This is a genomic window from Citrobacter sp. Cpo069, assembly GCF_030332785.1.
In the GTDB taxonomy this organism is placed as follows: domain Bacteria; phylum Pseudomonadota; class Gammaproteobacteria; order Enterobacterales; family Enterobacteriaceae; genus Citrobacter; species Citrobacter portucalensis.
This window is the reverse complement of sequence record NZ_JAOWHD010000061.1, coordinates 20,023-42,161: the sequence shown is the minus strand read 5'-3', so window position 1 is coordinate 42,161 and position 22,139 is coordinate 20,023. Positions and strand designations below refer to the sequence as shown.

Below are 22,139 nucleotides of genomic sequence, written 5' to 3'. Positions count from 1 at the left end.
AATCTCCTGGGACTTAAGAATCTATCTGCTCATCCTGACCTGACAGCCCGCTGAACTCAACCCTTTCATTCTCAGGGAGAAGTCCACGCCAGCCAAACTGTGATAACGCCTGCATCCAGACGTCATCCAGTCCGGCGCGAATAACCAACGGTTCACCGGTGAAAGGATGGGTCAGCGCAAGCTGGCTGGCATGCAGCATCAATCGCTGGCAACCGAAATGCTCTGCGGCGCTGCGATTTTGCCGCAAATCACCGTGCTTGCTGTCGCCGATAATCGGATGGCGCAAGTGCGCCAGATGGCGTCTGAGCTGGTGCTTGCGACCGGTTTTAGGGTCCAGCTCCACCAGCCCGTAACGGGTAGTCGGATAACGCCCGGTCGCTACCGGCATTTCTACCGTTGCCAGGCCACGATAATGAGTGACAGCAGGCTGCGGGCCTTTATCATCGCGGGCAAACTTATCGGCAATCTTATCCAGCTCTTCGACCAGCGGGTAATCCAGCACGGCATCATCCATCAGCCAGCCACGCACAATCGCATGATAGCGTTTCTGAATTTGATGATGTTCAAACTGCTGGGACAGCAAACGTCCGGCTTCGCTGGACAGTCCCATCAGCAGCACGCCGGAGGTTGGTCTGTCGAGTCGATGGGCGGTAAATACGTGCTGACCAATTTGGTCGCGCACCGTTTGCATCACCACCACTTTCTCATCCCGGTCGAGCCAACTGCGGTGAACCAACCAGCCCGAAGGTTTATTGACGGCGACCAGCCATTCGTCCTGATAAAGAATTTCCAGCATCAGGCGTTATCACTTGTAAACAGCGCATCCAGCTCCTGCAATGCCGCCAGAAGAATGTCGCGTTGCGGGTGATCGGCTGCCAGCGCCATTTCGTAATACGGTGCGACGGCAAAAGCCTGCGGAAGCGGCTGCGCGTTATCAATCAACGTATGCATACGGGGAATCAACACCCACTGCAGCCACTCGACCGGTTCCATGGTATCCATACAAAAAGGCTGCGTACTGGTAAACAGATGCTCTGCTGGCTCATCCATCCGCCAGTGATGATGTTCACGCAGTAGCGCTTCAAGTGCGTGTAACTGCTGGCGCACACGGTCATGAGTCGTCATGAAATTAACCTCAATGATGAAAAAATCTGGCGCGAAGAATAGCACTAGTGAAGGGAAATAAAAAAAGGGAGCACTGTAAAAACAGTGCTCCCGGTTCGTTTCGCAGCATTCCAGCTACTTTTAGTGCTCCCTGCTCATCCTTGACAACTTTTCCTGTGGTCTTGCGACCGTGTTCATCCTGAACTTTTGCATCCTGCTCACATCACCCCGATGTGAAAACTTCATCCTGAAGTATCCTGGCCATCCAGACCCGCCGAACATCCTGACCGGCTCTCATTCTCCATCCTGGAGGTGTCCTTTAACGCATCCAGCGTCTTCCTCTTTGCTTCGTCCTGAAGCCTGTCCTTGCAACACCGTCCTGGTGTGTCCTGGCGAAGAGCCATCATCCTGATGTTCTCTTCGTTGCGCGACTCCTTGTCGACAGATATAGAATCGCCTGTTTCGCTTTGTCTTACAAGATGCTTACAGGCTTACCCTTACGATTATTTTCGTATGAAAGTTGACAATAAAACACTAACCAATTGAATAATAATAAATTATTATTTTATCAATTCATTAAGTCTTTACTTATCACCTGGCAATGTCCTACAGGGTTTGTAAGAGATCTCTCACAAGATTCAGGGCAAACTGGATTACAGAACTGGCTTAAGTTGAGTGAGGAATTCCGCAAGTGAGGCCGCCAGCACCGTTCGTTTACGGGTTCCCAGCGTTTCTTTGCACACTTCACCGGACAGATTGCACACCGAAATGACGTCAAGCTCATTATCTTGTGTGGCAATAAAAAGCGTAGGTGATAGCTTGAGGCGCTTTTGCGTTACCAGATGACCAATCAGGTTTTCCTGAACGCGCCTGAAGTCATCTTCACTCCAGGTTTGCAGCAGCGTGAGCTTTTCATCCGCAAACTGCGCGTGCATATCACCAGCAAACTGGGTGGTGTAAAAAGCGTGAACGGCAGGTTGTACCACAATATCAAAGGCCCGTTCAACCGCATTGAGGTTATTTTCGCCGACAAAAGGTTGAGGCTGCCAAAATACTGCATCGTCTGTGGAAGAAATGATACACGGAGAAGGTACGCCATACAGCTCTTCGCTGAGCGGCCAACTGTTGTTTTTTTCATGCCATGCGTCGCAATAACGCGTCGTAAAGGCTATCAACGCCTGCGCTGTCAATTCGTCCACTGATTTCTCTCTTCACAAAAGCCAGGATACACTTGTCGCATAGTGTATCTGGTTTATGACGGTGAAACATGTCCTCTTATGAAAATCATCAGGCGCTTAACGGCCTGACACTCGGTAAATCAACGGATTACCGAGACAATTACGATGCAAGTCTGTTGCAGGGCGTTCCGCGCAGCCTGAATCGCGACCCGCTGGATTTAAAGGCCGATAACTTGCCTTTTCACGGTGCGGATATCTGGACGCTATATGAACTGTCGTGGCTGAATGCCAACGGCTTACCGCAGGTTGCGGTCGGTCATGTGGAGCTGGATTACACCAGCGTAAATCTGATTGAATCGAAAAGCTTTAAGCTGTACCTGAACAGTTTTAACCAGACGCGTTTTGATTCCTGGGACGCGGTACGCCAGACGCTGGAAAACGATCTGCGCGCCTGCGCTCAGGGCGATGTCAGCGTGGCGCTGTACCGCCTTGACGAACTGGAAGGGCAGCCGATAGCCCACTTTAATGGGACCTGTATCGACAATCAGGATATCGTCATCGACAACTATCAGTTCAGCACTGCGTATCTGGAAAATGCCGTGAGCGGTGAAAAGGCAGTCGAAGAGACGCTGGTCAGCCATCTACTGAAATCCAACTGTCTGATCACCCACCAGCCCGACTGGGGCTCCATACAAATTCAGTATCGCGGACGCAAAATCGACAGAGAGAAGCTGCTGCGTTATCTGGTCTCCTTCCGCCACCATAATGAATTTCATGAGCAGTGCGTGGAACGTATTTTCAATGACATTCTGCGCTTCTGCCAGCCAGAGAAACTGAGCGTCTATGCACGCTACACGCGACGTGGCGGCCTGGACATTAACCCATGGCGCACCAACACCGATTTCACTCCGGCAACCGGTCGTCTGGTACGTCAGTAATCTTTTTTCTCAATTTTGCGTGCCGGATTCCGCGCACAAGGTTGTGAAAGGTCATAAGCCAGGGCTATTGTAATCAATAGGGAATGACGTGTTGCGTCCCATAAGGAGTTTACTTGATTACACATATTAGCCCGCTTGGCTCAATGGACATGTTGTCGCAGCTGGAAGTCGATATGCTTAAACGCACGGCCAGCAGCGACCTGTATCAACTGTTTCGTAACTGTTCGCTTGCCGTTCTGAACTCCGGCAGTTTGACCGACAACAGTAAAGAACTGCTGTCCCGCTTTGAAAGTTTCGATATTAACGTACTGCGCCGCGAACGGGGCGTGAAGCTGGAACTGATCAATCCACCTGAAGATGCGTTTGTTGATGGACGCATTATTCGTGCGCTACAGGCTAACCTGTTTGCCGTACTGCGCGACATTCTGTTCGTCAATGGCCAGATCCATAACGCCGGTCGTTTTCAGCATCTGGATCTCGAAAGCTCGGTGCATATTACCAACCTCGTATTCTCGATCCTGCGTAATGCCCGGGCGCTGCACGTCGGTGAAGCGCCGAACATGGTCGTCTGCTGGGGCGGTCACTCAATCAACGAAAATGAGTACCTGTATGCCCGTCGCGTCGGCACCCAACTGGGCCTGCGCGAACTGAACATCTGTACCGGCTGCGGTCCGGGGGCGATGGAAGCGCCAATGAAAGGCGCTGCGGTCGGCCACGCCCAGCAGCGATACAAAGACAGCCGCTTTATTGGCATGACCGAACCGTCAATCATCGCCGCTGAACCGCCTAACCCGCTGGTAAACGAACTGATCATCATGCCGGACATTGAAAAACGTCTGGAAGCGTTCGTGCGTATCGCCCACGGTATTATCATCTTCCCGGGTGGCGTAGGGACAGCAGAAGAGCTGCTGTATCTGCTGGGGATCCTGATGAATCCGGCCAACAAAGATCAGGTTCTACCGCTGATCCTGACCGGACCAAAAGAGAGTGCGGATTACTTCCGCGTGCTGGACGAATTTATCGTGCACACGCTAGGGGAAGATGCGCGTCGCCACTATCGCATTATCATTGACGATGCGGCCGAAGTGGCGCGTCTGATGAAAAAAGCGATGCCGCTGGTGAAAGAAAACCGTCGCGACACAGGAGATGCTTACAGTTTTAACTGGTCGATTCGTATCGCGCCCGATCTGCAGATGCCGTTCGAGCCGTCCCATGAAAACATGGCCAACCTGAAGCTGTACCCGGATCAACCCGTTGAAGTATTGGCCGCCGATTTACGGCGTGCATTCTCCGGTATTGTGGCAGGTAACGTGAAGGAAGTCGGGATCCGCGCTATTGAAGAGTTTGGCCCGTACAAAATCCACGGTGACCGCGAAATGATGCGCCGCATGGACGATCTCCTGCAGGGCTTTGTTGCACAACATCGTATGAAGTTACCGGGCACTGCGTATATCCCTTGTTACGAGATCTGCGCCTAACCTTCAACACCCGCTAGCAGCGCTATAGCGGTGACAGTTTTGTCCATATCAAAGCCGGGTTTGGCGCACTTGCCTCCCGGCTTTTTTTAGTGATACCAGTCACATAGCTCCGACAATCATATAAATACCAGTGATGATTCATAAAAAACAGCGCGCTACGCAAACGATTACCTTGAAAAACCAACCGTGATTTATCTTAGAAAATTATTATTAGTCGCCGAAATCATCTAAAAACAACAGTTTTTACAGCTGAACACGCCTATCTTCGCGCCTTCGCTTTCATGAGATATGTCGTTAATGTTAGCCTTCGCGCCCGTAAATTCGCTTTGACTATTTTTTAACAGATTAATGGCCCAAATTTATCCACATAAAAGGTGGATTATTGCATTTGGGATCCCGATCACTGATACATTCATTACTAAAATGTATCTTTCCGCCCGAAAATTATTACGGCGAAAAATTATATAAAAATCGCTCAACGAATTTCGATTTACAGTCGGGTACTTTCTCATTGGATTGACCCCAAACCCGACTTTTTAAGCTTCCTCCAGGAGAAATAGATGGAAAACACTCAAACCAGCACTATCGTTACGGGCCAGACCCGCAGCGCATGGCGCAAAACAGACACCATGTGGATGCTGGGCCTTTACGGCACGGCGATTGGGGCGGGTGTATTGTTCCTGCCGATTAACGCAGGCGTAGGCGGTATGATCCCGCTGATCATCATGGCGATCCTTGCCTTCCCAATGACCTTCTTTGCACACCGCGGCCTGACTCGCTTTGTGCTGTCCGGTAAAAATCCGGGTGAAGACATCACCGAAGTTGTAGAAGAACACTTTGGTGTTGGTGCAGGTAAACTGATTACCCTGCTCTACTTCTTCGCTATCTACCCGATTCTGTTGGTTTACAGCGTAGCAATCACCAACACGGTTGAAAGCTTCCTGACCCACCAGCTGGCGATTACGCCGCCGCCGCGCGCAATCCTGTCACTGATCCTGATTGTCGGCATGATGACCATCGTGCGCTTCGGTGAGCAGATGATCGTTAAGGCGATGAGCATCCTGGTATTCCCGTTCGTTGCGGCTCTGATGCTACTGGCGCTGTACCTGATCCCTCAGTGGAGCGGTGCGATTCTGGAAACCATGTCTTTTGACTCTGCGGCAACCACCGGCAACGGCCTGCTGTTGACCCTGTGGCTGGCAATTCCGGTAATGGTGTTCTCCTTCAACCACTCCCCGATCATCTCCTCCTTCGCCGTGGCGAAGCGTGAAGAGTACGGTGATGAAGCAGAGAAAAAATGCTCCAAGATTCTGGCATTCGCTCACATCATGATGGTACTGACCGTTATGTTCTTCGTCTTCAGCTGCGTGTTCAGCCTGACTCCGGCAGACCTGGCAGCAGCGAAAGAGCAGAACATCTCGATTCTGTCTTACCTGGCGAACCACTTTAACGCGCCGATTATTGCCTGGATGGCACCGATCATCGCGATTATCGCTATCACCAAATCCTTCCTGGGCCACTACCTGGGCGCACGTGAAGGCTTCAATGGTATGGTGATTAAGTCTCTGCGTGGCAAAGGCAAATCCATCGAAATCAACAAACTGAACAAAATCACTGCGCTGTTCATGCTGGTAACCACCTGGATTGTGGCGACGCTGAACCCAAGCATCCTCGGCATGATTGAGACCCTGGGTGGCCCAATCATCGCGATGATTCTGTTCCTGATGCCGATGTATGCCATTCAGAAAGTACCGGCAATGCGTAAGTACAGCGGCCATATCAGCAACGTCTTCGTTGTGATTATGGGCCTGATCGCTATCTCCGCTATTTTCTACTCTCTGTTCAGTTAATTCCCCTGCGCCGCTCCTCGGGGCGGCGCACCTCGATACACAATGGACGCCTCATGATTAGCGTATTCGATATTTTCAAAATCGGCATTGGCCCTTCCAGCTCCCACACTGTTGGCCCGATGAAAGCAGGCAAACAATTCACGGATGACCTGATTGCACGCGGAATTCTCACTGACGTAACCCGCGTAGTGGTTGATGTCTATGGCTCTTTATCTCTGACGGGGAAAGGTCACCATACCGACATCGCGATTATTATGGGCCTGGCGGGTAATCTGCCGGATACCGTAGACATTGATGCCATTCCGTCCTTTATCCAGGATGTGAATACTCATGGGCGTTTGCTGCTGGCAGATGGTCAACATGAGGTCGAGTTCCCGGTCGACAAGTGCATGAATTTCCATGCGGACAATCTGTCCCTGCACGAAAACGGGATGCGCATTACCGCACTGGCGGGCGAAAAGGCTATTTACAGCCAGACTTACTATTCCATTGGCGGTGGGTTCATCGTTGATGAAGAACATTTTGGTTTACCGAACAACTCTCCGGTAAACGTGCCATATCCGTATAAATCCGCAGCTGATTTGCAACGTCATTGCCAGGAAACCGGCCTGTCACTTTCCGGTCTGATGATGCAAAACGAACTGGCGCTGCACAGCAAAGAAGAGCTGGAACAGCACTTTGCTAACGTCTGGGAAGTGATGCGTAGCGGGATTGAACGCGGCATCACCACCGAAGGTGTATTGCCGGGCAAACTGCGCGTTCCGCGTCGTGCTGCTGCGCTGCGTCGCATGCTGGTCAGCAGCGACAAAACCACCACCGACCCGATGGCGGTTGTTGACTGGATTAACATGTTTGCGCTGGCCGTGAACGAAGAAAACGCAGCCGGTGGACGCGTGGTGACTGCACCAACCAACGGTGCATGCGGGATTGTTCCTGCCGTACTGGCGTATTACGACAAGTTTATCCGTGAAGTGAACGCTAACTCGCTGGCACGCTACATGCTGGTCGCGAGCGCCATTGGTTCACTGTACAAGATGAACGCCTCTATCTCTGGTGCCGAAGTCGGCTGTCAGGGTGAAGTTGGCGTCGCCTGCTCCATGGCAGCGGCTGGTCTGGCTGAACTGCTGGGTGGTAGCCCAATGCAGGTGTGCATCGCGGCAGAAATCGGTATGGAACACAACCTGGGTCTGACCTGCGACCCGGTTGCCGGCCAGGTTCAGGTACCGTGCATTGAGCGTAATGCCATTGCTTCGGTTAAAGCGGTGAACGCTGCACGTATGGCGCTGCGCCGTACCAGTGAACCACGCGTGTGCCTCGATAAAGTTATCGAGACCATGTACGAAACCGGTAAAGACATGAACGCCAAATACCGCGAAACCTCTCGTGGTGGTCTGGCGATGAAGATTGTCACCTGCGATTAATTCTCAGCACATTTTCGTATCTGTAGGCCGGATAAGGCGCTCGCCGCATCCGGCTTTTATTGCCTGATGGCGCTTCGCTTGTCAGGCTTACGGATAGCGCTCTTTCGCAATGCTCGTCTCCACTCGTCGTGAATGTTACCCTACAGACTAATTTGTTAGGGAGAACACCGTGGCCGTCCACCTGCTCATTGTTGATGCACTGAATCTCATCCGCCGTATTCACGCCGTACAGGGCTCCCCCTGCGTGGAGACATGCCAGCACGCGCTCGATCAGCTGATTGTGCACAGTCAGCCCACGCACGCCGTGGCGGTATTTGATGACGAAGCGCGTAACAGCGGCTGGCGTCACCAACGGTTACCTGACTACAAAGCCGGTCGCCCGCCGATGCCTGACGATTTACACCAGGAAATGCCCGCCTTACGCGCCGCTTTTGAACAGCGCGGCGTCTGCTGCTGGGTATCCAGCGGGAATGAAGCCGATGATTTAGCCGCCACTCTGGCGGTGAAAGTTAGCCAGGCGGGACACCAGGCGACTATCGTCTCAACCGATAAAGGCTACTGTCAGCTACTCTCCCCAACGCTGCGGATTCGCGATTATTTCCAGAAACGCTGGCTGGATGCGCCGTTTATCGAGAAAGAGTTTGGCGTGCTGCCGCAACAGCTGCCAGATTACTGGGGACTGGCCGGGATCAGCAGTTCTAAAATACCGGGGGTTGCCGGTATTGGTCCTAAAAGTGCCACACAACTGCTGGCACAGTTTCCAACGCTGGAAGCGCTGTATGAACACCTGGATGACGTACCGGAGAAATGGCGCAAGAAACTCGAAGAACATCGGGAGATGGCATTTTTGTGCCGCGATATCGCGCGGCTGCAAACAGACTTACATATCGACGGAAACCTACAGCAGCTACGACTGGCGCGGTAGCCTTATTTCCTGATGGCACTGCGCTTATCCGGCCTACTTATTGTACAACCCTGTAGGCCGGATAAGCGCCAGGTGATTACCAGGCGGTATGGTACAGCTCAACGATATCCCCAAGGCTCGCTTCACGCGGATTTCCCCCGGTACAAACATCGTCAAATGCGGCTTGCGCCAGCGCAGGAATATCCTCTTTACGGACGCCAACATCGCGTAGATGCAGTGGGATACCTACATCGCGATTAAGGGCGAAGACGGCATCCACCGCCGCTTTGCGTGCCTCTGCCAGCGTCAGTCCTTCAACCTTAACCCCCATTACCCGGGCGATATCGCGGAATTTTTCCCCGGTGAATTCGGCGTTATAGTGCATCACGTGTGGCAGCAAAATGGCATTCGCGACGCCGTGCGGCGTGTTGTAGAACGCGCCTAACGGGTGTGCCATGCCATGCACTAATCCCAGACCTACGTTGGAGAAACCCATCCCGGCAACGTACTGGCCCAGAGCCATCGCTTCCCCCGCCTGGCTGTCGCCCACAACGGAACCGCGTAATGACCCGGCAATAATTTCGATGGCTTTAATGTGCAGCGCATCGGTAAGCGCCCACGCAGCCCGCGTGATGTAGCCTTCAATGGCATGAGTCAGTGCATCTACGCCAGTAGCCGCTTTTAATGCAGCAGGCATGCCGTCCATCATGTCAGCATCAATGAACGCCACCTGCGGGATGTCATGTGGATCGACACAAACAAACTTACGCCGATTCTCTTCGTCAGTGATCACGTAGTTAATGGTCACTTCCGCCGCCGTTCCCGCAGTGGTTGGTATAGCCATAACTGGCACGCTCGGGAAGCGTGTCGGCGATAACCCTTCAAGGCTGCGTACATCCGCAAACTCCGGGTTATTGTTAATAATGCCAATCGCTTTACAGGTATCCTGCGGGGAGCCACCGCCAATGGCGACCAGATAGTCTGCGCTGCTTTGCTGAAAGACACTCAATCCTTCCTGCACTACCGCAATGGTTGGATTAGGAATAACGCCTGAATAGATTTCCCATGCCAGACCTGCAGCATCCATTCGGGAAGTCACCTTTTCAACAATGCCGCACTGCACCAGATTTTTATCAGTCACAATCAACGCTTTGCGATAACCACGACGAATAACTTCATCGGTTAATGCGCCAACAGCTCCCCGGCCAAACCATGCCGTTTCGTTCAGAATCATTCTGTTCGCCATCGTTTTATCTCCTATTCCTCAATACGCAATCCATATGTTTTGAATTTTTCCAGCACAATAGCGATAGCCTCATCGTCCAGTACCGGAACCGGATCGGTAATCGCCAGCGTGCTGAGATAAAGCTGCGCCAGCACTTCCACTTCATGCGCTAACCACAGGGCTTTTTCCAGATTTTCCTCGCAGGCGATCAGCCCATGATGCTGCAACAGCGTTGCTTTTCGGTTTTTCAGCGCTACCGCAACGTGCTCGGAAAGCTCACGCGTACCAAACGTCGCATATGGCGCACAGGGAATTGAGTTACCGCCAGCCGCCGCAATCATGTAATGGATTGCCGGGATTGGCCGATTGAGAATAGAAACAGCAGTACAATGCACGGCATGATTATGGACCACCGCCTGAGCATCGGGACGCGTCTGATAAGCGGCCATATGGAACCGCCACTCGCTGGAAGGTAATTTCCCTTCTTCGTGCTGCCCCTCAGCGTTGATGTACACAATGTGGGATTCGGTGAGTTTGTCATACGGAATACCCGTCGGGGTAATTAACATCCCGTCCTGGTAACGCACACTTACATTACCCGCAGTCCCCTGATTCAACCCCAGACGGGTCATTTCCAGGCAGGTATTGATAATCTGCCGTGCCAGCGTATTTCGTTCCATTACTTACCTCTCTCAGTGAGTCAAAATGCGACAACAGAACATTGCTAATACCTCGACGCTCTGTTGATTTAAGCGGGTATTTGCTAACTATCATCATGCTGAATAAAGAGAAGGGAATTTTTAGCACTGGATTTTGTGATGTTCATCAACTAATAACGCTGAATAAAAACATGCAGGCATAATATTACAATTACAAAATGTCCGTTCTTAATAAAACCATTGTAAAACGGTCATTTGCGAATAAATTGTTACCATTGCCCGTTTTCCACTTAACTAATTAATTCGGGCATTATCCCTGTGGCTTTTTAATTTATTTTTCTCAAACGGTCATTGTTTTAAAGAAATTAAAGTGATGATAATCACATAAACCCACACCCTGAGCATAAATGTGACCACCATCATATTAATAGCCGGTTTTTATTTGAAAATGAATTCATGAGTTCATTCATGAAGGCCAATTTTATCTGGCAGGTTACCGGAACTCACCTGGATTAGCAGGTTGGTAAAAATCACCAATCGTACTCTTAAGCTGTTGAACATGCTTATGAACTGATGAGGATGCTATGGGAAACACATCAATACAAACACAAAGTTTTCATGCGGTAGAGCGGGGGCAGACAAAAAATTATGTCATTCCCTTCGCGTTACTCTGTTCACTGTTTTTTCTTTGGGCGGTTGCCAATAATCTTAATGACATTTTATTACCACAATTTCAGCAAGCTTTTACATTAACAAACTTTCAGGCTGGTCTGATTCAATCTGCTTTTTATTTTGGTTATTTCGTCATTCCAATCCCAGCCGGGATCCTGATGAAAAAACTAAGTTATAAAGCAGGCATCATTACCGGATTATTCTTATATGCCATCGGTGCAGCATTATTCTGGCCAGCGGCTGAGGTAATGAATTACACCTTATTCCTGATTGGCCTATTTATTATTGCAGCGGGCTTAGGTTGTCTGGAAACGGCTGCCAACCCCTTTGTAACCGTACTGGGCCCGGAAAGCGGCGGTCACTTCCGATTAAATCTCGCGCAAACTTTTAACTCATTTGGTGCCATTATTGCGGTTGTTTTTGGGCAAAGTCTTATTTTGTCTAATGTGCCACATCAATCTCAAGACGTACTCGATAAGATGGCGCCAGAACAGCTAAGCGCCTACAAGCACAGCCTGGTGTTATCGGTTCAAACCCCTTATATGATCATCGTTGCGGTCGTTTTGCTGGTCGCCCTGCTGATCATGTTTACCAAGTTTCCGACCCTGCAAAGTGACGATCACAGTGACAACGCTCAGAGTTCATTCTCCGCGTCCCTTTCCCGCCTGGTGCGCATTCGCCACTGGCGTTGGGCGGTACTGGCGCAGTTCTGCTACGTCGGTGCACAAACTGCCTGCTGGAGCTACCTGATTCGCTACGCAATCGAAGAGATCCCAGGCATGACGCCAGGTTTCGCCGCCAACTACCTGACCGGCACCATGGTGTGCTTCTTTATCGGTCGTTTCTCCGGCACCTGGCTTATCAGTCGCTTTGCGCCGCATAAAGTGCTGGCCGCATATGCCCTTCTTGCCATGATTCTGTGCCTGATTTCCGCCTTCACCGGTGGCCAGATCGGCCTGCTGGCCCTGACGTTGTGCAGCGCATTTATGTCGATTCAGTACCCAACCATTTTTTCTCTGGGGATCAAAAATCTGGGACAAGACACCAAATACGGCTCGTCTTTTATCGTCATGACCATCATTGGCGGCGGCATTGTGACCCCGGTGATGGGCTTTGTCAGCGATGCCGCTGGCAATATCCCGACCGCTGAACTGGTCCCGGCGCTTTGCTTCGCCATCATCTTTATTTTTGCCCGCTTCCGTTCACAAACGGCAGCCAACTGAATATTTATCCGAATAACGTGAGGAATCTGTGATGAAAAAAATCAGCTTACCAAAAATTGGTATTCGCCCGGTTATTGACGGACGTCGTATGGGTGTACGTGAGTCGCTCGAAGAGCAAACCATGAATATGGCTAAAGCTACCGCAGCGCTTATCACTGAAAAACTTCGTCATGCCTGCGGCGCACAAATTGAATGTGTGATTGCCGATACCTGTATCGCCGGCATGGCGGAATCCGCAGCCTGTGAAGAAAAATTCAGCAGCCAGAATGTTGGCGTGACGATTACCGTTACCCCATGTTGGTGCTACGGCAGTGAAACCATCGACATGGATCCGATGCGCCCGAAAGCGATCTGGGGCTTCAACGGCACGGAACGTCCGGGGGCGGTTTACCTGGCCGCCGCACTGGCAGCTCACAGCCAAAAAGGACTTCCTGCCTTCTCCATCTATGGTCATGACGTACAGGATGCAGACGACACATCTATCCCTGCCGATGTTGAAGAAAAACTGCTGCGCTTTGCCCGTGCCGGCTTAGCGGTCGCCAGTATGAAAGGGAAAAGCTACCTGTCTGTCGGTGGTGTATCAATGGGCATCGCCGGTTCTATCGTCGACCATAACTTCTTTGAATCCTGGCTGGGTATGAAAGTGCAGGCGGTTGATATGACCGAGCTGCGTCGTCGCATTGACCAGAAAATCTATGATGAAACCGAGCTGGAAATGGCGCTGGCGTGGGCGGACAAAAACTTCCGCTACGGCGAAGATCAGAACGCGCAGCAATATAAGCGTAACGCTGAACAAAGCCGCGCAGTGCTGAAAGAAAGCCTGCTGATGGCTATGTGCATTCGCGACATGATGCAGGGTAACAAAAAGCTGGCAGACAAAGGTCTGGTCGAAGAATCCCTGGGCTATAACGCGATCGCCGCGGGCTTCCAGGGGCAACGTCACTGGACCGATCAATACCCAAATGGCGATACCGCCGAAGCGTTGCTCAACAGCTCCTTTGACTGGAATGGCGTTCGTGAACCGTTCGTTGTCGCAACCGAAAACGACAGCCTGAACGGCGTAGCGATGCTGTTCGGCCATCAACTCACCGGCACGGCCCAGGTCTTTGCCGATGTGCGCACCTACTGGTCGCCAGAGGCGGTTGAACGCGTGACGGGTAAACCGCTGACCGGCCTTGCTGAGCACGGCATCATTCACTTGATTAACTCCGGTTCTGCGGCACTGGACGGTTCCTGCAAACAGCGCGACAGCGAAGGTAAACCGACCATGAAACCACACTGGGAAATCTCGCAGAAAGAGGCGGATGAATGCCTGGCGGCAACCGAATGGTGCCCGGCTATTCACGAATACTTCCGCGGGGGCGGTTACTCATCTCGCTTCCTGACTGAAGGCGGTGTGCCGTTCACCATGAGCCGTATCAACATCATCAAAGGGTTGGGGCCGGTGCTACAAATCGCGGAAGGCTGGAGCGTGGAGTTGCCGAAAGATATGCACGACCAGCTTGATGCGCGTACCAACTCCACATGGCCAACCACCTGGTTTGCTCCGCGCTTAACCGGCAAGGGCCCGTTCAGCGACGTCTATTCCGTCATGGCTAACTGGGGCGCTAACCACGGGGTGCTGACGATTGGTCACGTAGGTGCGGACTTTATCACTCTGGCTGCCATGCTGCGTATCCCGGTGTGCATGCACAACGTGGAAGACGAGAAAATTTATCGTCCTTCCTCCTGGGCCGCCCACGGTATGGATACGGAAGGTCAGGATTACCGCGCTTGTCAGAACTACGGTCCGCTGTATAAGCGTTAAACATCGAGCGATTGCCTGATGGCGGCGCGGCCTACGAAGCACACGGTTTTGTAGGCCGGATAAGGCGAAGCCGCCATCCGGCAATAGGTAATCTCCCAGGAGCAATTATGAAACAAGAGGTTATTCTGGTTCTCGACTGTGGCGCGACCAACGTACGGGCCATTGCCGTTGACCGACAGGGAAAGATTGTCGCCCGCGCAGCGACCCCGAACGCCAGTGACATCGCCGCAGAAAACAGTGCCTGGCACCAATGGTCGCTGGAGGCCATTCTGCAGCGCTTTGCCGACTGCTGTCAGCGGCTTTCCTCACAATTGGCCGCCTGCCAAATTCGCGGGATCGCCGTCACCACCTTCGGCGTGGATGGCGCGCTGGTGGATAAGAACGGCAAACAACTGTACCCGGTGATCAGCTGGAAATGCCCACGTACCGCAGCGGTAATGGAGAATATCCATCGCTACATGTCACCGCAGCAACTGCAGGAAATCTCCGGCGTTGGGGCGTTTAGCTTCAATACGCTGTACAAACTGGTGTGGCTGAAAGAGAACCACCCGCAATTACTGGAACAGGCGCACGCCTGGCTGTTTATCTCGTCGCTTATCAACCAACGTTTAACCGGCGAGTTCACAACTGACATCACCATGGCGGGAACCAGCCAGATGCTGGATATCCAGCAACGTGATTTCAGCCAGGACATTTTGCAGGCAACAGGCATACCGCGTCGCCTGTTTCCGCGCCTGGTTGAAGCAGGCGAACAAATTGGGGTACTGCAACGCGAGGCCGCCAGCCAGCTCGGACTTCCAGAGGGTATTCCAGTCATCTCTGCCGGACACGACACACAGTTTGCGCTATTTGGCGCAGGAGCCCAACAGGATGAACCGGTACTCTCTTCCGGCACATGGGAAATTCTGATGGTACGCAGTGCGCAGGTAAATACCTCCCTGCTCAGTCATTATGCGGGCTCCACCTGTGAGCTGGATAGTCAGGCTGGGCTTAACAATCCCGGTATGCAGTGGCTGGCCTCCGGTGTGCTTGAATGGGTTCGTAAGCTGTTATGGACCGCGGACACGCCCTGGCAAACGTTGATTGATGAAGCTCGGGATATTCCCGCTGGTGCCGAAGGGGTGAAGATGCACTGCGACCTGCTGGCCTGTCAGAATGCGGGCTGGCAAGGGGTTACCCTCAATACTACCCGTGGACACTTTTATCGCGCCGCGCTGGAAGGACTGACAGAACAGCTGCAGCGGAATCTGCAAACGCTGGAAAAAATCGGCCATTTCCAGGCCACTGAACTGCTATTAGTTGGCGGGGGCAGCCGCAACATCTTGTGGAACCAAATCAAAGCGAACGTTCTCGGGATCCCTGTCAAAGTGCTGGATGATGCCGAAACCACCGTGGCAGGCGCCGCAATGTTTTCCTGGTCAGGCATCGGGGAATTTACCTCCCCGGAGCAGGCGCGCGAACAGGTGCGCTATCAGTACCGTTACTTCTATCCGCAAACCGAATCCGAACTCACAGGAGTCGAGTAACATGCTTAAAACGATATCTCCCTTAATTTCCCCCGACTTACTGAAAGTGCTGGCCGAAATGGGACACGGCGATGAGATTATCTTTTCCGATGCCCACTTCCCGGCCAACAGCATGGGGCCACAGGTCATCCGCGCTGACGGTCTGCTGGTCAGCGATCTGCTGCGGGCGCTTATTCCACTATTTGAACTGGACAGCTACGCCCCACCGCTGGTGATGATGGCTGCGGTTGAAGGCGACACTCTCGATCCTGACGTTGAGACTCGCTATCGTCAGGCACTTTCATTACAGACCCCCTGCCCGGACATCACGCGTATTGACCGCTATGCCTTTTACGAACGAGCACAAAAGGCGTTTGCGATCGTTATCACAGGAGAGCGGGCAAAGTACGGGAATATTCTTTTAAAAAAAGGGGTAACGCCGTAATCTCTGGTCAGAATGCCCGTCAGGTACGGGCATTCATCATAAGATGAGGATCAGAACATGAAAGCGGCGCGCCAGCAGGCAATCGTAGATCTGCTTACTAACCACAAAAGCCTGACAACCGAAGCCCTGGCTTTGCAGCTTAACGTCAGCAAAGAGACCATCCGCCGCGATCTCAGCGAGTTACAGACCCAGGGAAAAGTGTTACGCAACCACGGTCGGGCCAAAGTTATTCACCGGGAAAATCAGGACAGCGGTGACCCATTTCATATTCGACTCAAAAGCCACTATGCGCACAAAGCGGATATCGCCCGTGAAGCGTTGGCATGGATCGAAGAAGGTATGGTGATTGCCTTAGACGCCAGCTCTACCTGCTGGTATCTGGCGCGACAGTTACCGGACATCAACATTCACGTTTTTACCAACAGTCAGCCCATCTGCCAGGAATTGGCTAAACGTGAACACATTCAGCTTATCAGCTCCGGCGGTCGCCTTGAGCGCAAATACGGTTGCTACGTTAATCCCTCGCTTATCTCGCAGCTAAAACCACTCGAGATTGACCTGTTTATTTTTTCCTGCGAAGGGATCGACAGCGACGGTGCGCTCTGGGACTCAAATGCAACCAACGCAGACTTCAAATCCATTCTGCTTAAGCGTGCATCGCAGTCTTTATTACTGATCGATAAAAGTAAATTTAATCGTTCGGGAGAGGCCAGAATTGGGCATCTGGATGATGTGACGCATATTGTTTCAGATACACAGCTGATTGAAGCAATCCAGGCCGAATAGGGCGATTACGCCGCCATCCGGCCAGGATTGTAGCCTTATCGCTCGTCGCGACGACCGCCAACGGCAGCCCACAGACGACGTACGTGAACGGTTACTTCTTCACGGTCATGATACAGCTGACGCGCCTGAATCTGGGCATTTACACCATGTTCATCAAGCTGGGCCTGAATGTAAGCCAGGTTCTGTGATACCTCTTCGTAGCGTTTTTTCATCGGCAGCTTGAGGTTGAAGATCGTCTCACGACACCAGCCGTTGACCAGCCATTGTGCCATCAGCGCGGCAACCTTCGCCGGCTTCTCCACCATGTCACAGACCATCCACGAAATGTTATTGCGATTCGGACGGTACTTAAATCCGTCTTCACGTAGCCAGGTGACCTGTCCGGTATCCATCAGGCTTTGCGCCATCGGACCGTTATCCACGGAGTAAACCCACATATTGCGTTTAACCAGCTGATAGGTCCATCCGCCCGGGCAGGCGCCTAAATCCACCGCATACATTCCGTTCGCCAGACGCTCATCCCATTCATCGGCAGGGATAAACACGTGCAGCGCTTCTTCCAGCTTGAGCGTTGAACGGCTCGGCGCATCGGCTGGAAACTTCAGACGCGGAATCCCCATGTAAAACGGTGAGTTATTGTCAGGCCAGGAATAGCCTGTATAACAACAGCCAGGGGCGATAAAGAAGACGTGAACCACCGGACGTTTTGGCGTTTCATACTTTGCCAGTACGCCTGCTTCGCGCAGCGCTGCACGCAACGGTACGGTAAATTTACGGCAAAATTTAACCAGCTCTTTGCTTTCATTGGTGTCGGCAACTTCTACTCGCAGATCGCCACCCTTTTCCACCACACCCTGCAACATGCCAACGATCGGTGTAATACGATCTTCCGGCGGTAAGTATTGCAGAAGCTCGCCCACCACAAACATTTGACGAGCAAAAATCAGCGAACTAAACGGCAGCTCTTTCACTAACTTTTCAGCATCGTCCTGCTGATAGCATTCGAAGATGACGTAACCCGCATTGTCTTTCACGCGGGCAAAACCGAAGATTTCCCGGCGTCCTGCTTTATCCGTAATTTCTGCGGCGCACTCTTTTTCAAAACCTGGGCGACACAACAATACAACCTTATTCATGGCTAACGCCCTTACGTTTCAATCGAATAGCGCCCACTAACATCAGCGCCCAGCCTACGAGGAAGCTGAAGCCGCCGACAGGGGTAACAAACGCCCACAGGCGTAAATGAGAGAGCGCGAGACAATACAGGCTGCCGCTAAACAGCACTGTACCTAATGCCAGAAACACGCTACTCCAGTAAAACCAAATACTAATGCGCCGTTGCATGGCGACGGCCAGGCCAAAGATAGCCAGCGTATGAAACGCCTGATACTCAAGGCCGGTCTGAATCCACCCCATTTCAACAACACCGAGGGTTTTGCTCAGAACATGTGCCCCAAAGGCGCCCAACGCCACAAAAATAAAGCCACTTACGGCGGCAAAAATCAGCATAAAACGGCTGGTCATTTGAATACCCTACGTAAATTATTGTTCATAACGAAAGCGGAATTTTTCTTGTTCCGTGGCCGCTTTCGCCAGAATCCACTGACGGAAGGCGGCTATTTTACCCAGTTCTGCCTGACTGTCATGACAAACCAGATAAAATGCGTTTTTGCTGACCAGAACATCGTTAAACGGACAGACCAGACGTCCGGCTTCAATTTCGGACTGCGCCATGACGTTGTTAGCCAGCGCGATCCCCTGTCCATGGATTGCAGCCTGTAGCACCATGGCGCTATGGCTGAAGATAGGTCCCTGCTGTACGTTGATATGATTCAGGCCAAGCTGGCGCGTATAGGCTTGCCAGTCTCGTCGCGACGCATCATGCAATAACGTGTGTTTTGCCAGGTCGTCCGGTGTCTTTAGCGGTTTATCACCGGTAAGCAACAGCGGAGAGCAGACCGGCAATAAATATTCTGCGTACAATTTTTCAACGCGCAGACCCGGCCAGTTGCCGCGTCCGTAGAAAATCGCCACATCAACATCATCAGCCAGTTTGTCTTCCTGACGGTCCACCGCCTGGATCCTGACATCGATTCCCGGATAAGCTGAGTTAAAGCTAGAGAGTCTGGGCACCAGCCATTGGATCGCAAAACTGGGCAATAAACTAACGGTAAGCGCACCTTTTGCACTGCGTGCCTGAAGTTTACGCGTCGCGTCGGTTAATTGCGAAAAAATCTCTTTAATGTCGAGAAAGTAGCTTTGACCTTCTTCCGTTAACAGCAAAGATCGATTGCGTCGACGAAACAGTTTTAGCCCCAAAAAATCCTCAAGTGACTTGATTTGGTGACTTACTGCGGCCTGCGTCACAAAAAGCTCTTCTGCTGCGCGAGTAAAGCTTAAATGACGCGCTGCAGCATCAAAAACACGTAACGCATTTAAGGGTGGTAATCGTTTTGACATGACTTTTAGGCTTTGATGTTAAATGAATTTAACAATTAGCTAACAGGCTGTAACCTATTAGTTTTTTTTATCTGAGCCATTATAAATTGTCCGTTGAGGTTCTACCAGCAAATACCTATAGTGGCGGCACTTCCTGAAGCCGGAACGAAAAGTTTTATCGGAATGCGTGTTCTGGTGGGCTTTTGGCTTACGGTTGTGATGTTGTGTTGTTGTGTTTGCAATTGGTCTGCGATTCAGACCATGGTAGCAAAGCTACCCTTTTTCACTTCCTGTACATTTACCCTGTCTGTCCATAGTGATTAATGTAGCACCGCCAAATTGCGGTGCTTTTTTTTGTCCACATTTCGTCGATGGCCGACCGGCTGTTATTGCTCCAGTTCTACCATCTCTTTCACGTCAGTGCGGTTAATCTGCTGTTTGTTGCCGTTAGCGTCTTTATACGAAATCATCCCCGTCTCATTATCGGTCTGTGGTTTACCATCAGCTACGATTGAGCGGCCATCATTGGTGTGCATCACGTAATTCGAACCAGAACAGGCGCTCAGGGCAAAAGTCAGCATACAGGCAGAAATAATGGCGGCAGTCTTTTTCATCTTCTTCTCCTTAAAGCGATTTATGCTATTAAAAACATACTCCGTAACAGGCAAAATTGTTCGCCTAACGCTATTTAGCATAAGACACTGAACGGGCTTTGCCAGGATATCCAGAGTATTCCGATGGTTAGCACAACCCTTGTATCAATGCCCTTTTTGCGCCACGATCGGTTTACTGAACTGAGGAATACCATGAACGCTTTTAACCCCGCGCACTTTCGCGCACAATTTCCCGCACTCAACGATGCTGGCGTCTATCTCGACAGCGCTGCTACGGCGCTAAAGCCGCAGGCGGTCATTGAGGCTACCCATCAGTTTTATAGCCTGAGTGCCGGGAACGTCCATCGCAGCCAGTTTGCTGAAGCCCAGCGCCTGACCGCACGCTATGAAGCCGCGCGGGAAAAAGTCGCACACCTGATTAATGCGTCGGATGACAAAACCATCGTCTGGACCCGCGGCACAACGGAAGCGATCAACATGGTTGCCCAAAGCTATGCGCGTCCACGCCTTCAACCGGGTGATGAGATTATCGTTAGCGCAGCGGAACATCACGCCAACCTCGTTCCCTGGCTGATGGTCGCGGAGCAAACGGGGGCTAAGGTCGTCAAACTCCCACTCACCCCCCATTTATTGCCAGACGTTGAGCGCCTCACGCAGCTCATTACCCCGCACAGCCGCATTCTGGCGCTCGGGCAAATGTCGAACGTCACCGGTGGCTGCCCGGATCTGGCCCGCGCCATTACGCTCGCCCATGCGGCTGGCATGGTGGTGATGGTTGATGGTGCCCAGGGGATTGTGCATTACCCTGCCGATGTACAGCAGTTGGATATTGATTTCTATGCGTTTTCAGGCCACAAGCTATATGGCCCCACCGGTATTGGCGTGCTGTACGGTAAGCCGGAACTGTTGGAAGCCATGTCTCCCTGGCTTGGGGGCGGTAAGATGATTAGCGAAGTCAGTTTTGACGGTTTCACCACTCAGCCCGCACCATGGAAGCTGGAAGCCGGTACGCCTAACGTTGCAGGCGTTATCGGGCTAAGCGCGGCGCTCGAATGGCTGGCGGACGTCGACGTTGCGCAGGCCGAAAACTGGAGCCGGGGTCTGGCGACGCTGGCAGAAGATGCCCTTGCGAAACGCCCTGGCTTTCGTTCCTTCCGCTGCCAGGACTCCAGTCTGTTAGCCTTTGATTTCGCGGGTGTTCATCACAGCGATATGGTCACTCTGCTGGCCGAATATGGCATTGCGCTGCGCGCGGGGCAACACTGCGCACAGCCGCTGCTGGCGGAACTTGGCGTATCCGGAACACTACGCGCCTCATTTGCCCCTTATAATACCCAAAGCGATGTGGAAGCGTTGGTCGCAGCCGTCGACCGCGCGCTGGAAATATTGGTGGATTAATGACAAGCCCTCTGTTCGCCGGACACCCGTTTGGCACAACCGTAACCGAAGAGACGTTACGCAATACCTTTATCCCGCTTACTCAGTGGGAAGATAAATATCGCCAGCTGATTCTGCTGGGTAAGCAGTTGCCGGCGCTCCCGGATGCGCTAAAGGCGCAGGCCAAAGAAATTGCGGGCTGCGAAAACCGCGTCTGGCTGGGGCATACTCTTCATGAGAATGGCACTCTGCATTTCTTCGGCGACAGCGAAGGTCGAATAGTACGTGGGCTGTTGGCGGTATTACTCACCGCGGTCGAAGGTAAAACGGCAGCCGAGTTACTGGCGCGTTCGCCGATGGCGTTATTTGACGAACTGGGTTTACGCGCGCAGCTCAGCGCCTCGCGTAGCCAGGGACTACATGCTCTGAACGAAGCGATTCTCGAGGCGGCCCAGAAAGCCGGATGACGACGCAGATACGTCTTATCCGGCCTACAACACTGCACGAACCGTAG

21 protein-coding genes are annotated in these 22,139 nt (G+C 52.1%); 12 read left to right on the top strand and 9 right to left on the bottom strand.

Annotation, left to right across the window (positions count from 1 at the left end; all coding sequences use genetic code 11):
* Positions 1-13: 13 nt before the first annotated feature.
* From truC to syd, 3 genes are all read right to left on the bottom strand, one after another.
* Entirely contained in the window at positions 14-796 is a 783-nt protein-coding gene (truC, locus tag OGY08_RS20570; protein ID WP_003825671.1) for a tRNA pseudouridine(65) synthase TruC, read from the bottom strand.
* Positions 796-1,125 carry a YqcC family protein gene (locus OGY08_RS20565; protein WP_003825670.1) on the bottom strand — a complete coding sequence of 110 codons (330 nt, stop codon included), beginning with the start codon at positions 1,123-1,125 and terminating at the stop codon, positions 796-798. The genes truC and OGY08_RS20565 overlap by 1 nt, the downstream gene beginning before the upstream one ends.
* A 632-nt stretch (positions 1,126-1,757) precedes the next feature.
* Positions 1,758-2,303: a SecY-interacting protein gene (gene syd / locus OGY08_RS20560; RefSeq protein ID WP_032944836.1), complete on the bottom strand. Its 546-nt coding sequence runs from the start codon at positions 2,301-2,303 to the stop codon at positions 1,758-1,760.
* A 68-nt stretch (positions 2,304-2,371) separates the two neighbouring features.
* On the opposite strand from syd, the gene queF reads away from it, so the two are divergent.
* From queF to xni, 5 genes are all read left to right on the top strand, one after another.
* On the top strand, positions 2,372-3,220 hold the full coding sequence (gene queF / locus OGY08_RS20555) for an NADPH-dependent 7-cyano-7-deazaguanine reductase QueF (protein ID WP_003825665.1): 849 nt from the start codon (positions 2,372-2,374) through the stop codon (positions 3,218-3,220).
* 113 nt (positions 3,221-3,333) lie between these two features.
* Positions 3,334-4,698, top strand: a complete 1,365-nt coding sequence (gene ppnN, locus OGY08_RS20550; RefSeq protein ID WP_003034076.1) for a nucleotide 5'-monophosphate nucleosidase PpnN — start codon at positions 3,334-3,336, stop codon at positions 4,696-4,698.
* 560 nt (positions 4,699-5,258) lie between these two features.
* Positions 5,259-6,548, top strand: a complete 1,290-nt coding sequence (locus tag OGY08_RS20545) for an HAAAP family serine/threonine permease (protein ID WP_003034073.1) — start codon at positions 5,259-5,261, stop codon at positions 6,546-6,548.
* A gap of 53 nt (positions 6,549-6,601) precedes the next feature.
* Positions 6,602-7,969, top strand: a complete 1,368-nt coding sequence (locus OGY08_RS20540) for an L-serine ammonia-lyase (protein WP_003034070.1) — start codon at positions 6,602-6,604, stop codon at positions 7,967-7,969.
* A 169-nt stretch (positions 7,970-8,138) separates the two neighbouring features.
* Positions 8,139-8,894 carry a flap endonuclease Xni gene (gene xni, locus OGY08_RS20535; protein WP_003825659.1) on the top strand — a complete coding sequence of 252 codons (756 nt, stop codon included), beginning with the start codon at positions 8,139-8,141 and terminating at the stop codon, positions 8,892-8,894.
* Positions 8,895-8,970: 76 nt separating this feature from the next.
* Here the strand turns inward: xni and fucO are convergent, their stop codons facing one another.
* Together fucO and fucA are read right to left on the bottom strand one after the other, a co-directional pair.
* On the bottom strand, positions 8,971-10,119 hold the full coding sequence (fucO, locus tag OGY08_RS20530; RefSeq protein ID WP_241176773.1) for a lactaldehyde reductase: 1,149 nt from the start codon (positions 10,117-10,119) through the stop codon (positions 8,971-8,973).
* A gap of 11 nt (positions 10,120-10,130) precedes the next feature.
* Positions 10,131-10,778, bottom strand: coding sequence for an L-fuculose-phosphate aldolase (gene fucA, locus OGY08_RS20525; RefSeq protein WP_003825656.1), 648 nt, complete (start codon positions 10,776-10,778; stop codon positions 10,131-10,133).
* A gap of 563 nt (positions 10,779-11,341) precedes the next feature.
* Here fucA and fucP point away from each other — a divergent pair.
* The 5 genes from fucP to fucR all read left to right on the top strand — a co-directional run bounded on the left by fucP (position 11,342) and on the right by fucR (position 17,195).
* A complete protein-coding gene (gene fucP / locus OGY08_RS20520; protein WP_008785696.1) occupies positions 11,342-12,652 on the top strand; it encodes an L-fucose:H+ symporter permease in 1,311 nt (436 codons plus the stop codon).
* 31 nt (positions 12,653-12,683) lie between these two features.
* Positions 12,684-14,459: an L-fucose isomerase gene (gene fucI, locus OGY08_RS20515; RefSeq protein ID WP_003825648.1), complete on the top strand. Its 1,776-nt coding sequence runs from the start codon at positions 12,684-12,686 to the stop codon at positions 14,457-14,459.
* 107 nt (positions 14,460-14,566) lie between these two features.
* Complete coding sequence (gene fucK, locus OGY08_RS20510) at positions 14,567-15,985, top strand: L-fuculokinase (RefSeq protein ID WP_100271956.1); 1,419 nt, start codon at positions 14,567-14,569, stop codon at positions 15,983-15,985.
* A 1-nt stretch (position 15,986) separates the two neighbouring features.
* Positions 15,987-16,409: an L-fucose mutarotase gene (gene fucU, locus OGY08_RS20505; protein WP_008785698.1), complete on the top strand. Its 423-nt coding sequence runs from the start codon at positions 15,987-15,989 to the stop codon at positions 16,407-16,409.
* Between the two features lie 57 nt (positions 16,410-16,466).
* Entirely contained in the window at positions 16,467-17,195 is a 729-nt protein-coding gene (fucR, locus tag OGY08_RS20500) for an L-fucose operon activator (protein WP_003825642.1), read from the top strand.
* A gap of 35 nt (positions 17,196-17,230) precedes the next feature.
* Here fucR and rlmM read toward each other — a convergent pair whose 3' ends face one another.
* The 4 genes from rlmM to OGY08_RS20480 form a co-directional block, all read right to left on the bottom strand.
* Positions 17,231-18,331, bottom strand: a complete 1,101-nt coding sequence (gene rlmM / locus OGY08_RS20495) for a 23S rRNA (cytidine(2498)-2'-O)-methyltransferase RlmM (RefSeq protein WP_003034040.1) — start codon at positions 18,329-18,331, stop codon at positions 17,231-17,233.
* Complete coding sequence (locus OGY08_RS20490) at positions 18,324-18,719, bottom strand: DUF423 domain-containing protein (protein ID WP_003034037.1); 396 nt, start codon at positions 18,717-18,719, stop codon at positions 18,324-18,326. The genes rlmM and OGY08_RS20490 overlap by 8 nt, the downstream gene beginning before the upstream one ends.
* 18 nt (positions 18,720-18,737) lie before the next feature.
* Positions 18,738-19,655 (bottom strand): glycine cleavage system transcriptional regulator GcvA, encoded by a 918-nt coding sequence (gcvA, locus tag OGY08_RS20485; protein ID WP_003034035.1) that lies wholly within the window; start codon positions 19,653-19,655, stop codon positions 18,738-18,740.
* Positions 19,656-20,020: 365 nt separating this feature from the next.
* Positions 20,021-20,248, bottom strand: coding sequence for a YgdI/YgdR family lipoprotein (locus tag OGY08_RS20480; RefSeq protein ID WP_003825635.1), 228 nt, complete (start codon positions 20,246-20,248; stop codon positions 20,021-20,023).
* A gap of 192 nt (positions 20,249-20,440) precedes the next feature.
* Here OGY08_RS20480 and csdA point away from each other — a divergent pair, with 192 nt between their 5' ends.
* Both csdA and csdE read left to right on the top strand, forming a co-directional pair.
* Positions 20,441-21,646 (top strand): cysteine desulfurase CsdA, encoded by a 1,206-nt coding sequence (gene csdA / locus OGY08_RS20475; RefSeq protein WP_125363215.1) that lies wholly within the window; start codon positions 20,441-20,443, stop codon positions 21,644-21,646.
* A complete protein-coding gene (csdE, locus tag OGY08_RS20470; protein WP_103014855.1) occupies positions 21,646-22,092 on the top strand; it encodes a cysteine desulfurase sulfur acceptor subunit CsdE in 447 nt (148 codons plus the stop codon). The genes csdA and csdE overlap by 1 nt, the downstream gene beginning before the upstream one ends.
* Positions 22,093-22,139: the final 47 nt, after the last annotated feature.